Source organism: Scytonema hofmannii PCC 7110, from assembly GCF_000346485.2.
Lineage (GTDB): Bacteria > Cyanobacteriota > Cyanobacteriia > Cyanobacteriales > Nostocaceae > Scytonema > Scytonema hofmannii.
The window spans coordinates 8,776,815-8,791,322 of record NZ_KQ976354.1; the positions used below are offsets into that span (position 1 = coordinate 8,776,815).

The 14,508-nt window shown below is 42.1% G+C and carries 10 protein-coding genes and 1 pseudogene; 8 read left to right on the forward strand and 3 right to left on the reverse strand.

Features of this window, described 5'->3' with window-relative positions; translation table 11 throughout:
* Positions 1-8: 8 nt before the first annotated feature.
* Both WA1_RS37170 and WA1_RS37175 read right to left on the reverse strand, forming a co-directional pair.
* Positions 9-4,259: a chemotaxis protein CheB gene (locus WA1_RS37170; protein ID WP_017750169.1), complete on the reverse strand. Its 4,251-nt coding sequence runs from the start codon at positions 4,257-4,259 to the stop codon at positions 9-11.
* Between the two features lie 126 nt (positions 4,260-4,385).
* Positions 4,386-5,030, reverse strand: coding sequence for a Uma2 family endonuclease (locus WA1_RS37175; RefSeq protein WP_017750170.1), 645 nt, complete (start codon positions 5,028-5,030; stop codon positions 4,386-4,388).
* A gap of 111 nt (positions 5,031-5,141) precedes the next feature.
* Here WA1_RS37175 and WA1_RS37180 point away from each other — a divergent pair, with 111 nt between their 5' ends.
* The 3 genes and pseudogenes from WA1_RS37180 (at position 5,142) to WA1_RS37190 (ending at position 7,487) form a co-directional block, all read left to right on the forward strand.
* Positions 5,142-5,366, forward strand: coding sequence for a hypothetical protein (locus WA1_RS37180; protein WP_017750171.1), 225 nt, complete (start codon positions 5,142-5,144; stop codon positions 5,364-5,366).
* Between the two features lie 474 nt (positions 5,367-5,840).
* Positions 5,841-7,089, forward strand: a pseudogene (locus WA1_RS37185) (ISL3 family transposase).
* 38 nt (positions 7,090-7,127) lie between these two features.
* On the forward strand, positions 7,128-7,487 hold the full coding sequence (locus tag WA1_RS37190) for a four helix bundle protein (protein WP_017750197.1): 360 nt from the start codon (positions 7,128-7,130) through the stop codon (positions 7,485-7,487).
* A 118-nt stretch (positions 7,488-7,605) separates the two neighbouring features.
* Here WA1_RS37190 and WA1_RS37195 read toward each other — a convergent pair whose 3' ends face one another.
* The gene (locus WA1_RS37195; RefSeq protein WP_017750150.1) at positions 7,606-9,651 is read right to left on the reverse strand and encodes an elongation factor G; all 2,046 of its coding nucleotides are present in this window, start codon (positions 9,649-9,651) and stop codon (positions 7,606-7,608) included.
* Between the two features lie 275 nt (positions 9,652-9,926).
* Here WA1_RS37195 and WA1_RS37200 point away from each other — a divergent pair, with 275 nt between their 5' ends.
* The 5 genes from WA1_RS37200 (at position 9,927) to WA1_RS37225 (ending at position 14,294) form a co-directional block, all read left to right on the forward strand.
* Positions 9,927-10,859, forward strand: coding sequence for a tetratricopeptide repeat protein (locus WA1_RS37200; protein ID WP_017750151.1), 933 nt, complete (start codon positions 9,927-9,929; stop codon positions 10,857-10,859).
* A 312-nt stretch (positions 10,860-11,171) separates the two neighbouring features.
* A complete protein-coding gene (locus tag WA1_RS37205; protein WP_033336832.1) occupies positions 11,172-11,708 on the forward strand; it encodes a phosphate-starvation-inducible PsiE family protein in 537 nt (178 codons plus the stop codon).
* A 130-nt stretch (positions 11,709-11,838) separates the two neighbouring features.
* A complete protein-coding gene (locus WA1_RS37210; RefSeq protein ID WP_017750153.1) occupies positions 11,839-12,087 on the forward strand; it encodes a hypothetical protein in 249 nt (82 codons plus the stop codon).
* Positions 12,088-12,493: 406 nt separating this feature from the next.
* Positions 12,494-13,138, forward strand: coding sequence for an IS607 family transposase (locus WA1_RS37220; protein WP_017750196.1), 645 nt, complete (start codon positions 12,494-12,496; stop codon positions 13,136-13,138).
* Positions 13,139-13,142: 4 nt separating this feature from the next.
* Entirely contained in the window at positions 13,143-14,294 is a 1,152-nt protein-coding gene (locus WA1_RS37225; protein WP_272819113.1) for an RNA-guided endonuclease InsQ/TnpB family protein, read from the forward strand.
* Positions 14,295-14,508: the final 214 nt, after the last annotated feature.

Genomic DNA, 14,508 nt, shown 5'->3' on the forward strand with positions numbered 1-14,508 from the left:
GGAAACTGTTAATCAGGTGTTTGCTCCGGATTTCCCATCTGATTCACCCGAGCAAGTTCCGCAATCATTGATGCCAATTGATCGGGTTCAACTGGTTTAGCAATATGCCTTTGAAAACCTACAGCAAGAGACTTTCTTTGCTCTTCTTCCCTCACATATGCTGATAGGGCGATCGCCGGAATCTGTCCCCCTAACTCGGGATTAAGCGCTCTCACTTGACGGATGAGCGCATAGCCGTCTTCATTCGGCATGCCAATGTCTGACAACAGAACATCGTACTCAAGAGGATTCGCCCTCAGCCGCGCGATCGCCTCTTTTGCCGAGGTAACCGCCATCACTTGCGCTCCGTACTCTTCCAGAATTGTCTTCAGTAACTCTAATAGACCCGCTTCGTCATCAACCACAAGTATCTGCAAACCTAAGAGCGTTTGCATGGTATCCAATGGCACTTCTTGCCCTGCCCTCGATACCTGCAATAAATCAGTTGACACAGAAGTGTTTGTGTGCATTCTTTGTAATGGTAGCCTCACTGTCATTGTTGTCCCTAACCCTTCACCCGGACTTTCTGCTTGGATCGTGCCACCATGTAGCTCTACCAAATGAAACACAATTGAGAGACCGAGTCCGAGTCCACCATGGGCGCGAGTGGTGCTGCTATCTGCTTGACGGAAACGTTCGAAGACATGGGGTAGAAAGTCGGCGCTGATGCCCTGTCCCGTGTCAATGACTTGAATCTGAGCTGCGGAGCCAATACGCTCGAGTTTGACTGTAACTTGTCCCCCTGCTGGGGTGAACTTGATGGCGTTAGAGAGTAGATTCCAGAGCACCTGCTGCAAGCGCTCCGGATCGCCTGACACCCTATGGGTGTCAGGCGATCCGAGAACAGATTCTATTTGAATATTTTTAGCGTCAGCTGATGGACGGGCAATATGAATGGCTGCCGCAATCACAGGTACGAGATCGATCGGGGTGACATTAAGTTGGAGCTTGCCTGTAGTAATGCGTGAGATGTTCAGGAGATCTTCAACCAGCTTAGCTTGTGACTTAGCGCTCTGCTCGATTATCTCCAGCGCCTGAGCGGTTTGTTCGGCGTCAAAGGAGCGGTTGCGGAGCAGCCCAACCCAGCCTAGTATGGAGTTGAGAGGATTCCGTAGTTCGTGAGAGACGATTGATAAGAACTCATCCTTAGTACGGTTGGCTGTCTCGGCTGCAGCGCGAGCCGACTGCTCATGAATCAGTAGCTGGTTACGCTGTTCCTCAAACAGCTGACTCTCAGTGATGTCATTTATGGTGAGGAGTATCATTTCATTATTGTTTGCTCGCAGGACTTTACAGGCATTAAGCAGCATTGTCTTGCGTCCGATTTGCTCAAATGTATGCTCAACCTCAAAATTATCAATCTGGTTGTTTTGAGGAAGAACTTCTTCTAGCAGCGATCGCAACTTGGGAATGTCCCACTGACCATTCCCAAGTTCAAAGATACTACGATACTCTGTTTCGGCTTTGGAAACCAGGAAAATCTCATAGAAATACTGATTCGCTGTGACCACTCTTAAGTTCGCATCAAGCACTAAGAGAGGTTCCTGTATTGTCTCGACGATCGCTTCGGCGTAATCACGGGATTCTTTAAGCTGTTCGCTGCTGCTTTTTAGGGCGTCAATATCGACCAACACCATCACCGCGCCATCAATCTGATTTTCCAGGTTTTTGTAAGGGCGTATCCGTAGGTCATACCAATGACCCTCAGTGTCTTGAACCTCTTGTTCTTTAATGACTAGGGTGTCAATCACCTCTAAGATCGTTTGCTCTAAGTTAGGAACGTTAATATTGGGCTTAATATGATTGAGCGGTCGCCCCACATCAGTTGGGATCAAATTTAAGATTTTCTGAGCCATCGGTGTGAAACGTCGGATGGTGAGATCCTTTGCTAATATAATAATAGGAATATTGACACTGATGAGTAAATTGCGTATATCGCTGTTGACCTTATTTAATTCTTGAATCCGACTCTGTAATTCGTCGTTAGTTGTGCTTAGTTCTTCATTAGTGGATTGAGTCTCTTCTTTGGCGGTTTCTAGTTCTTCATTTGTGCTTTGTATCTCTTCGTTGCTCGACAGGATCTCCTCATTAGCGGTCATGAGTTCTTGGTTAGTTGCCTCCTGCTCCCGAATAATCGATTGCAGATACTCTTTAGTAGCAGTAAGCTCCTGTTTATTGGCAGCAAGTTCTTGTTTTAGCTGGATAAGTTCCTGCTTTGTGGCTGTCTGCTTCCCCCTACTAGGCTTCACCCTACGGTCGTCATCAGCTGACTGAGGAATAGCTGAAGCTTGAACGTCCTCAAACAAAACTAAAAAGTAGCGTTCTTGTGAAGGAGGAACCTGGAAAGGAATAACCTCAAAATTCAATTCCCTTAGTTGCTCTTTAGTTGTCAGTTGGATTCCTTCCTTTCTCACCGGGATATCTAAGCGTTTCGCCTGGTTGATCGCTGTGCGGAGATCTAATCGCAAGCTTGCTTGAGCCATTTTGAGCAAACTGAAACTTGGCTTTCCGGGTGCTGGTGCAAGGTAGGGACTGGTTTTTCCCCGAAATTGTAGGATTTCCAGAGCGCTGTTGATAATTACGCCCGGTGGGACATATTTATTCCAGACAATCCGGTCAGCTTCTTTCTCTAAATCAAGACCTTCGCCAACATCCGAGTCCCTAGCCTCATCATTCACTTTCTGTGCTAAATAATTACTGGTAAAGAAGTCAAAATTTAGCCGAGAGGCTGTCAACTTTCGAGAATAAATTTTCTGCTTTTTGTCTATTAAGGTAAACAAATCTGAGTAGTCACCTGTACTCTCCGAGGTTCCGAGCAGGAGAAAGCCTGTTGGTTTGAGGCTGTAATGGAACAACGGTATCACCTTCTTTTGCAAAGCAGACCCCAAATAAATCAGTAGGTTCCGACAACTAATGAGATCCAGATGGGAAAAAGGTGGATCGCCGATCAGGTTTTGCTTAGCAAAGACACACATCTGGCGAATCAACTTGCTGACTTGGTATCCACCTTCCACTTTGTCAAAGAAGCGTCGTAAACGCTCTGGTGAAATCTTATCTACTAGGCTCGGTATGTATGTAGCTGAACGGGCTCTCTCAATGGCAAAATCGCTGATGTCTGTGCCAAAAATCTGAATTGTGGGCGAACTTTGCAGATCGTCCAAAAATTCCAGCAAGCAGATGGCAATGGAGTAAACTTCCTCACCTGTTGAACACCCCGCCACCCAGATGCGGATTGGCTCATCGGGCGATCTATTCTGCATAATGCTGGGAAATACCTGATTTTTTAAGGCTTCAAACGCATTACTGTCTCGGAAAAAACTGGTAACATGGATCAAGAAATCCTGAAATAAAGCTTCCACTTCCGCAGGGTTGTTCTGAAGATAAGTAACGTAATTCTCCAGTTTTTCCAACCTGTACAGAACCATCCGCCGCAGAATTCGCCGCTTGAGGGTGGTGTGCTTGTAATGGGTAAAGTCAATTCCCTTGGCAGCCCGCAGCAATTTGAAGATGTTTTGCAGAGCATTCTCGCTTTGGGAGAGTTCCTCAACCGTTTCTACTAAGTCCGGCCGGGTGACATAGGGATGGCGGCTGATATTAGCGAGTTTCTCGCCGATCGCCCTAGGGGGCAGGATGAAGTCCACATCACCCGTGGCAACTGCGGTGTTTGGCATACCAGTGAATTTTGCCGTTGCTTCACACTGAGCAAAAGTAATGCCGCCAGCCGCCTTGATTGCCTTTAGTCCCTGTGCACCGTCTCCATCCATCCCCGACAGAACGATTCCAATCGCTTTGTTCCCCCGATGCATCGCCGATGAACGAAAGAAAACATCGACTGGCATATACATTCCACGGGTCTTCTCGCGGGGCGAGAGTCTAAGCCTGCCTTGGGCAAGAGTCATCTTAGTGTTTGGCGGAATGACGTAGACGTGGTTAGGTTCCACGGACATACCATCCTGCACCTCAATCACTGGCATCTCGGTTGTCCTGGCAAGAATCTCGCTCAACCAGCTCTTGCTTTCGGGGTCTAAATGCTGAATCAGCACAAATCCCATCCCGGTATCTGTCGGTAGATGCCCTAGCAACTCCGTAAATGCCGCCAATCCACCAGCAGAAGCTCCAATACCGACGATAGGAAATAATTCTTGATTTTTTTCCAACTGCTCTTCAACTGTTTCTTCCTTAGCAGTGGATTGAGGTTCGTCAGACCGAGGGTCATTCATTTTATAGCCAAGGACTTACGCCCAAATAGTTAAAGGAGCAGTTTGTCTGTCCATAATTATAACGTAATCGTTCCAGTAGCATGAACTACTCCACCGCATAGGTTATAAAATCAGAAATAAACACTCTTATTTTGTTTGCTTTCCAATCCATTCCCGAAACTTTCTTAATGTTAAACCTCTTCCGATAATTTTGCTTTCTTCAACAAACTGGGGAATGACTTCAAAAATTGGCAAATCCAGAAAAATTGGGCTGATTTTTGACTCAAAGTATTTGCCATCCTGCAAGACATTAATTTGTAGCTTTCCATCTTCATAGCGCCATAGTTCAGGAACGCCCAGTGCTTCGTAGGCGTCCAATTGAGTTTTAGATGTGACATCCACTTCAATCGCCAAGTCTGGGGGTGGATCGACAGTTAGGTCTATTCGCTCTTTACCAATCATCCGAGCATAATTTTGAATGTAGAAGGAGTCATCAGGTTCTACACCCTGAACCATGTCCTCGCGTTTGAAAGTAGTTGAACCAAAAGGTTCACAGTCCATGGACAATTCCTCAAGCAAAATTTTGACCAAATCTCCAATAAGAACTTTGGTTTTTTCATGTTTCGGTAATGGCATCCTAATCTCCAAAGTTCCCCGGCTATAAGCCAAACGAGAAGCTCGATGTTCGCCAAGTTCTTCTTGAATTGCCTCAAATTCTTGCCAGCTAACATCATGAAAGAGCACTCTGTGTCCCGGTGGAACACTTAATTGCCGTAATTGAAGTGTTACCATTAATACCCTCTAAAATCTTAAATTAAAGCTAAGATAAGCTAGTATTAGCTTATCTTAGCAGTCCAGAAGGATTCTGCTATATACTAAAATCGGTTATAAGAATAGTTATTTATGACGGCAACAACAGTCTTTCAAAAGCAGTATGTTGAGTGGAGAGAAAATGGTTACTGGATTAAAGAAAGTCGTGTTTCCCTAGATTCAGTTGTTTATGCTTTTTTAAATGGCACTTCACCGGAAGCTTATTTAAAAGAAGGAGAAGCAGAGTTTGAAAAATTGCGTCAAGCAGCGCGCGAACAGAATACCGTATTGTATGAAAAGTTAGCTTTACATATGTAAAGACACTTCAAACAGCGCGTTTCTACAAAAGCTGTTGCTAGGCACTTTTATCTTATCCAAACAGTGTTGACTTTTTGCCTACCAATCTTGAAAAAAAATAAGGATGACGCAGAAATTTTCTACTCTATCTGCGTTCATCCGCGTTAAGGAACTTCCAAATAAAAAAGTCTTCAAATATCTCTTGTGGTACGGGCGTCTCGCCCGTCGGAAAAGTCTTCAAATATCTCTTGTGGTACGGGCGTCTCGCCCGTCACTAGTATAAAACGGGCGGGGACGCCCGTCCCACAAGATTGGGTAACTTATTTCTTGGAAATCCCTAAGGGTGCGGTTAAAAACTATGGCTCTTCAGTACTTGTTATGCTAAAATAACAAGTACTGAAGAGGGAACAGGGAACAGGGAACGGGGAACAGTGAAGAAAGAAACGAAGTTTTCTGTTTGCCTTGCCTGATAACATTTTTGTAAATCTAACAGTTATGGTAAGGAAAAAAGGTATTAAAGCTTTAACGGAAATTCTGGATATAGAAGGGGTAAAAGTCATATCCCATCGGCTTCATGCTGGAATTGGACTTATACTACAAACCGAATCAATTTCTGATTATAGTATTTGCCTACGTTGTGGAACCGTAAGTCATAGATTACATCAAAATCATCGATACATAGTAAAAGACTTACCATTTGGAGAAAAACCAGTTTTTTTAGAAATAAACTTTTATACAATTCAAATGTGAGGTGTGTAAAAAACCTTTTAGTGAAGAATTAGATTTCGTAAGCCGAAAAAGGACATATACAAAAAGATTAGCTCAAAAAATAATACAAGACGTTTTAGAAAACGATATTCACAGTGTTGCATCCAAAGGAATTGTGACGACAGAAGAAATAGAAAGAATGTTAAAAGATGCATCTACAGGATTATCTTCATCAAAACATGACGGATTAAAAAGACTGGGAATTGACGAAATAGCTTTGGTGAAAGGTCATGGAAATTACTGTGCAGTCTTAACAGATTTGGATACATCTAAACCAATTACAATTTTACATGGGCGCACACAAGAAGTCATAAGAGAAATCTTAATTGAATGGGGGAATGATGTTTTAGATAAAATAGAAGAAGTGAGTATAGATTTATGGCAAGGTTATAAAAGTTTAGTGAAAGAATTAATGCCTCATGCACAAGTAGTGGCTGACAGATTTCATGTAATGGTACAGATAAACAAGGAACTAGATACACAAAGAAAGAGAGAAAAAAGTCAAATAGAATCAGTTATAAAAAAAGCGGAATCTCCTCAAGATAAAGCAGACAGTGAAAAAATTTTACAAGGACTTACAAAAAGTAAATATATTTTACTTAAGAATGAAGAAGATCTAAATCAAGTCCAACAAGAGAAATTAATTGAAGTCAAACAAGTTTCTCCTAGTCTAAAAATCATGCATGAATTAAAAGAGGAAATTCGACAAATTTTTGAAACAATAAGTAATTGGGAAGCCGGATTATTTAAACTAGGAACATGGTTATTTAAAGCGAAAAAACATTTTCCTAAGAGCTATAACACAATACTTCGTTGGCTAGATGAGATCGTTGCTTACTTTGATAATAGGACAACAAGCGGAGTTGTAGAAGGTATTAATAACAAACTCAAGCTCATCAAACGCGCTGCTTATGGTTTTAGAAATTTTGACAACTTTCGAATTCGGTGCCTATTAACTTGGCATTTCAATTGCTAACTAAACATTGATGAATTTTGATAATCTTGAGGGTTTTCATGGCAGAGATTAATGATTTTAAAGACTTAAAAATCTGGCAAAAAGGTATGGATATAGCCGAAAAGTGCTATTTTTTGACTAAACCTTTTCCCAAAGACGAGTTATATGGCATGGTACAACAAATTAGGAAATCCGCTGTCTCTATTCCAGCCAATATAGCCGAGGGATATGGAAGAAGATCGACACTTGAATACATTAGATTTCTGAATATTGCTCAAGGCTCGGTTAATGAATTAGAAACACACGTTATTCTATCGCATCGGGTAGGTCTATCTAAACAAGAAGATATAGAACCAATTATTTCTTTGCTACGAGAAGAGAGTCGAATGATTATTGCCCTCATTAAGAAGCTAGAATAACGCTCTCTTCCCTTTTTTCCTTTTTCCTTTTTCCTTTCTTCACTGTTCCCTGTTCCCTGTTCCCTGTTCCCTCTTCAGTACTTGTTATTTTAGCATAACAAGTACTGAAGAACCAAAACTATTTACCATTCCCCCCATGACCATTACTATGTGCAAGAATGCGCTCCGCTAACTTATCAGGAACCTCCTGAAGATGGTCAAACTCCCAATGAAAAGAACCAACACCAAGAGTCAGCGATCGCAATTCCACAATAAAGTTCTGCATCTCAGCTTGTGGTAAATATGCTACAACACTATCCCAACCGTGCCAATTGCCGATCCCCTCATAGCCCAAAATCTGACCCCTCCTACCAGTCACAAGTTGCAAGACTTTAGCAGTAAATTCATTAGGAGTCTTAACCTCCACACGAACAATAGGTTCTAGCAGAGTAGGTTCACACTTAGGTATTCCTGTTTGCATAGCAAGACGAGCCGCTTGCTTAAACGCCTGTTCGGAACTATCAACAGTATGGTAAGAGCCATTAGTCAAAGTTACCGCTACATCCACCACTGGGAAACCCAAAGGACCGTGTGTCAAAAACTCACGCACCCCAACTTCCACACCAGGGATATATTGTTTGGGAACAACACCACCAACAATAGTTTCCTTAAAGTTAAAACCTTCACCCCGTGCCAATGGTTGGATATCCAGATAGACATCACCAAACTGTCCGTGACCCCCACTTTGGTGTTTGTAGCGACCATGTACCGATGTAGCAGGTTTGCGGATTGTTTCTTTATAAGGCACTTGCGGTAAGTGCGTAGTCATCGGTAAGTTATACTTACGGCGCAAACGGTCTAGAGCCACTTGCAAATGAATCTCGCCTTGACCCCAAAGGATAACTTCATGGGTATCCCCGTGTTGTTCCCAAGCAAGAGAACAATCTTCTTCCAGCAGTTTCGTAATGGCACTGCTAAGCTTCACTTCATCATTGCGCTTTTCAGGAGTAATAGCGAGGGCATAAACTGGTTCCATCTGTTCGGCTTTAGGTAATGCCATTACAGACTGCGGATCGCACGAAATTGTATCTCCTGTCTTAATACCTTCTAAACGGCTGATAGCAATAATGTCACCAGCACACACTTCATTCACCTGCACCTGCTGCTGTCCCATGAGGCGATAGAGACCACCAGCACGAACACCATTCAGTACAATTCCCTCAGTTAACTTACCTTGCCAAACCCGTACTAAAGATATTTTGCCACCTTGGGGAGTGTAGTAAGTTTTGAGAACCTGCGCCACAGGAGACTGACTCGATTGACTTTTTAAACGACGTTCTGCTGTAACTTCCGGTTCGGGGGCTTCCTTGACCAAGGCTTGTAAAAGCGGGCGTACACCATAATCTTGTTCTGCAACACCAAAAAAAACGGGTACGACTAAATCTGCACCTAATTCCAGTTTCAAATCTTTGAGTATTTCTTCTTGATCCGGTTCGATGTCTTCTAAAAGTTCTTCTAGTAAATGGTCATCAAAATTTGCTAGGGCTTCGAGCATTTCTGCTCGTGCAATCTGTTCTTCCTCTTTAAGTTCTTCCGGAAAAGGGATGGGGTCAGCCGGAGCACCAGGATGATATCTATACGCTTCTTCGCTCACTAAGTCAATAAAGCCAATAAGTTCTTCCCCTTGCATGATGGGATATTGATGTGCAACTAGGGGACGACTAGAAACGGCTTTGAGGGCGTGTAGCGTATCTAAAACGTTTATATTCGCCCGATCCATTTTGTTAACAAAGACGAGATGGGGAATTTCCCAGTCGTCAAGAAATTTAAATAGAGGTGCAAGAGTTAAGACGCGGTCTGTGATGGGTTCGCAAACCACAATTGCCGCATCTACTCCCATGAGAGCATTGTAAGTTTCTTGAGCAAATTCTATGCTTCCAGGACAGTCTACAAATGTGAAACGAATATCGCTATACTCAGTGCAAGCAGTGCTAACTTCCACACTCATTTGGCGATCGCGTGATTCAGCAGCACTATCTCCCACAGTGTTGCCATCTTTAGCGCTGCCTTTGCGCGAAATTGCCCCTGTTACAAACAACAAACTTTCCAGCAACGTCGTTTTTCCACTTAAATATGGACCAACAATTGCCACATTCCGCGAACCCGATTTGACTTTTTCGTTCATAAATCCTCCCTGGCTGCTAGTCTTTTCTAGCCGCGTTATTCTAAGTAATTAAGGGTTCAAAAGTCGTTCTTCAAAAGATTATGCGGTCTTTAATTTGAGATTATCCCTTCTTTAAGAGGCACAGATGAAAATCGTATTTTCTTGTAATCTTTAACCGAATAAAAATTAAGTGTTACAAATAATAATGTATTAAATTAAACTTATATGAATCATATGGTTTGAAACCAAAAGTTTGTAAAGATAATGTAACAAAAGTGTTGAGAAAAAGAAACATTATGTGGGTATTATTCTATAAATATCGTCTTCCTGTCTTAATGAGTCTAATATTAGTCACTGAAAGCCTTGTCTCCCTCTCCCCCGCTCTCCCCCTCCCCCTAGTCGCACAATACGTTGATAGCGGTGCTCCAGAGTATTTAGACCAAGGATTACAGGCGATAAAAGTGGGGAGAGTTACAGATGCGATCGCGCTATTCCGCAAAGCCACCGAACTCGATCCTAATTTAGCCCCAGCACATTACAACTTGGGGCTAGCACTGCGACAAGTCGGACAATTACAACCTGCTGCAGATGCATTTTATAAAGCCACACAAGCAGATCCCAAATTTGCCCTAGCCTACGCTAACTTGGGTGGATCGCTGTTAGAAGGATACAATTTGCAACAAGCAGGTGATTACTTGCGGCGAGCTTTAGAAATCGAGCCCAAACTGGGGATAGCGCACTACAACTTAGGATTAGTGTATGAGCAACAGAGAAATTGGGAAAGAGCTATATCATCCTTTAGAAAAGCAATGGAATATAGCCCCAACGCACCTGAGCCAGCTTACCATTTAGGGTTGTGTTACTTACAACAAGGTAAAAAAGATAAGGCAAAAGAAGTGTTTCGCAAAGCAGTCAAAATTAACTCCAAATATTCCGAAGCGCATTACAATCTTGGAACGATTTTATTTAGTCAAAGTAAGTTTAAAGATGCATTAGAATCTTTTAGAAAAGCTGCTGAAGGAAACTCTAATTATGCAAATGCTTATTATGGAGCGGGGTTAGCTTTTATACAATTAAAACAGTACTCAGAGGCAGTAAAAGTCTTGCAATACGCCAGAGATTTATACAAGTCTCAAGGGAATTCACAGTGGGCAAACCAAGCATCACAATTGTTGCGACAAACACAAAATTTAAATAGTCCGCAAAATTTTAATTATCAACCGCGTTAAGTGGTAAGAATAAAGTGTAAAGTATAAAGGATAAAGTAAAGTTCCCATAGTAAAGATTTGGGGACTTAAACAATTATGTATCGCTACAAATGCTGTCTCATACAATTTTGGATTTTAGATTTTAGATTTTGGATTAAGAAAGTCTTGTTTGGACTTAGTTTCACCCAACAATCTGTCTCATTCTTGTTTCCAATTTGTATCATTTATGAACAAAATTAGGGGCTTATATCCGTAAAGATGAAGTATGAAGGAGAAATTTTTCATCCTTTATCCTTCATCCTTTATCCTTTCTCAAGTGGAAATGCAATGCTGATGAAAAAGCGCCTCAAGAGCCAATTCTTATTCTCCAATCGCTGGATTGACCGACAGTGGATAGTGAGCAATATGGAAGCTTTCCAAGATTTAATTGTGATTGTCCTGTGTTTGGGTTTATTTGCCGTTATGCTCGTTCAGTTATGGGGAATAGCAATCGCCCTTACGCAATCAGTTGATTATAAACATGTAACAGCCAAAATACTGTTTATCTTAATTTTGGTTGAGTTGTTCCGATTGCTCATGGTTTATTTACAAGAGCATAGTATCTCTGTCGGAGTTGCAGTAGAAGTTACAATCGTGTCTTTACTGCGAGAAGTTGTGGTTCATGGTGCATTGGAAATTTCTTGGATTCAAGCTGCAGCCATTTGTTGTTTATTGTTAATTTTAGGTGGGCTGTTGATAGTGTGTGCTAAAACACCCCACATGGATTGCATAAGTGCTAACACCAAGGTGTGTCCTATTAAACATCGCGAGGATAGGCAACAGGAAAGCGAATTTCATTCACGACGGTATTCAGTGACCAGTGACCAGTGACCAGTGACCAGTAACCCTTACTCCCTACTCCCTATTTCCAAGCTAGGTATTCTTTTGGACAGATGAAGACCTTCCTTCAGGCAAGTAGAAGGGAATAAGAGAATAAGAAACCTGAAGGAGGGTAAATCTCATGGTTCAAACCGCAGGAAACAATACTCAAACTCAAAATCCCGTAAGCAACCTGGAATACGACTTTCTCACCGTTTTGCAAAACAAAGCTGAAGCCATTAAGGCTTATGATGCTTACATTAACGATGCTAAGCAAGCTGGTTCTCAGCCTTGTGTAGAACTTTTCCAAAAGTTGCGTCAGGCTGATATCGAACAAGCACAAGAAATCCGCCATCACCTTCAGCAAATTATGCAGCACGGTAAGATGTAAGCTTTGCAATCTCGTTCCCAGGCTCCGCCTGGGAATGCATTTTTAGAGGCTCCGCCTCATTGATATACCTAACAAAGATAGTAAGTACTACAACAATTTTCTTGAGTTTATAGAAATAAATTTTAATGAACGAACCGCAGAGTCGCAGAGGGCGCAGAGACAGAGGTGTTTTTAGCATTGCCATATCCTCAGATTGGTGATAGTATTCTTGTTCTATACCGATTTTTACTGTGTTATCAATTTGCACGTTATGGTTCAAACAATTCAAGCTAGAAACGTCACACTGTATGATTTAGAAAGAAAATTTGGAGCATTGACTAGATAGCCAATTTCTTGATTGTACCTAACATAGTTGCTTAAATCTAATATATAAGATATATTAGGGATGGTTAAGTAAAGGTTGCTTATGGATGAGTACATCACCCCAGGGGAAGCAGCCCGAATACTCGGAGTTCATCCCCAATCCCTCAGAAGATGGGAAAAAGAAGAAAAGATTACCGCGTACCGCACACCAGGAAATCAACGAAGATTTAAGCAATCAGAAATTGAAGAATTCGCCGGAAAGCGCAAACCTCTCATTACAGTCTGTTATGCAAGAGTTAGTACATCGTCACAACGAGACGACCTTGAACGACAACTTGCGTTCTTGGGCGAACGATTCCCGGAGGCTGAACTTGTTTCAGAAGTTGGAAGCGGACTCAATTTTAAGAGGAAAAAGCTGCGATCCGTTCTGGAGCGAGTTCTGCGGGGAAATATTCAAAAACTTGTCGTTGCCCACCCAGACAGACTGTGTAGATTTGGGTTTGAATTGGTTAAGTGGTTATGCGAAACAAATAGATGTGAACTCTTGGTTCTCGATAACCGCCAACTCAGTCCTGAACAGGAGCTGGTTTCAGATATGCTGTCCATCATCCACTGTTTCAGTTCACGGCTTTACGGACTTAGAAAATACAGAAAAGAAATTGGACAAGACTTACGGCAAGAATCCCTACAAGAAGAGTCAAAACACACCGCCGAACAGTCTTGTCAAGATTCCGATATTTCCCTGTAAAAAATTGCACGCTATTTGGAAACAATGGTTAGCTGCGTATAGATGGGTGTATAACCAATGCATTCAATTATTTAATGCTGGGACTGTATTGCCTAAAGGTACTAGCCTGGATCAATATATACAATTCCTGCAAAAGCGTCCAGAATATGAATGGACACAGTGTTTAGGTAAAACTAGGCAAGAATCTGTGTGTGAAGCTGAAAGTGCAAAACGGCAAGCTTTAAAGGCGTGGAAAGCTAAACCAAAGACTGAACGCGGTAAATTTGAAATGCGATTTCGTTCTTGTCGGGATAAGTCCCAAGTCATTCAATTTAAGAATGATGCTTACAAGAATGGTACATGGTTTCCTAGTAAAGCAAAAGGATTGCTGTTTTGTTCTGCAATTGGGTACGAAGTGCCACAAAGTTGTGTCTATGGAACAGAGTTAGTTTATCAGAGAGGTCAATGGTTTGCGTGCTTTCCAGAGGTGCGAGAAGTAGTAGCGACCAGAAGCGATAAAGTGATTGCTCTTGACCCTGGTAATCGCTGTTTTTTGACTGGGTATGACGGGGAAAACATCTTAGAGATTGGCAAGGGAGATATCGGGCGCATCACTAGATTGTGCCTGCACCTTGACAGTTTAATCAGTCAAAAAGGCTCTTGCAAAGGTAAACAAAACAAACGTAAAAGATATAAGCTATCTCTAGCTATAGAACGTTTGAGAGAAAGAATTCGTAACCTAGTGAATGATTTACACCACAAAGCGTCCAGCCTGCTAACCAGTACGTATAAACTCATATTTCTCCCCACCTATGAAACCAGTCAAATGGTTTTGAAAACTGCCCGAAAGATTAATAGGAAGTCAGTCAGAAATATGCTATCTTGGGCGACCAGGCGATTTGCCAAGCACTTAGAGCAGGCTGCTAAAAGAAACGGTGTGATCGTGGTTAGGATTAACGAATCATATACCTCAAAAACCTGCCCACACTGTGGAGAAATTCACCGTAAACTAGGTGGCAACAAAGTATTTTCATGCCCTAAATGTAAGTTTACGGCTCCCAGGGATTGGGTAGGCGCAGTTAACATTATGTTGGCTGCTTTGCAGGCTACCGCCTTCCAGGTTAAGGGAACACAACTGTCTATTGAGTCCTTAACCCAGGATGTTGTAGTTTCATAATCTCGTGAGAGATGTGAGGCTTAAAGGTAGCACTTCAGCTAGTTGAGGATGAGCAATTTTTCCGGGAATGGCAAGATAATTTGCCAGAAATTACAGAAATAGAAAAGCAGCGACTTGACGGAGTTAAAGCAAGTTATGCCAACATGCTCCGATATCCTCCTATGCTGGAGAATACTGTCAAAATGGTGGCGTTATCTCCTCTGTTAGAATTAGC

Excerpts from the sequence above, each read along its gene's own strand:
- WA1_RS37170 (WP_017750169.1), bottom strand. The coding sequence starts at position 4,259 with ATGAATGACCCTCGGTCTGACGAACCTCAATCCACTGCTAAGGAAGAA.
- WA1_RS37175 (WP_017750170.1), bottom strand. The coding sequence starts at position 5,030 with ATGGTAACACTTCAATTACGGCAATTAAGTGTTCCACCGGGACACAGA.
- WA1_RS37180 (WP_017750171.1), top strand. The coding sequence starts at position 5,142 with ATGACGGCAACAACAGTCTTTCAAAAGCAGTATGTTGAGTGGAGAGAA.
- WA1_RS37190 (WP_017750197.1), top strand. The coding sequence starts at position 7,128 with ATGGCAGAGATTAATGATTTTAAAGACTTAAAAATCTGGCAAAAAGGT.
- WA1_RS37195 (WP_017750150.1), bottom strand. The coding sequence starts at position 9,651 with ATGAACGAAAAAGTCAAATCGGGTTCGCGGAATGTGGCAATTGTTGGT.
- WA1_RS37200 (WP_017750151.1), top strand. The coding sequence starts at position 9,927 with ATGTGGGTATTATTCTATAAATATCGTCTTCCTGTCTTAATGAGTCTA.
- WA1_RS37205 (WP_033336832.1), top strand. The coding sequence starts at position 11,172 with ATGAAAAAGCGCCTCAAGAGCCAATTCTTATTCTCCAATCGCTGGATT.
- WA1_RS37210 (WP_017750153.1), top strand. The coding sequence starts at position 11,839 with ATGGTTCAAACCGCAGGAAACAATACTCAAACTCAAAATCCCGTAAGC.
- WA1_RS37220 (WP_017750196.1), top strand. The coding sequence starts at position 12,494 with ATGGATGAGTACATCACCCCAGGGGAAGCAGCCCGAATACTCGGAGTT.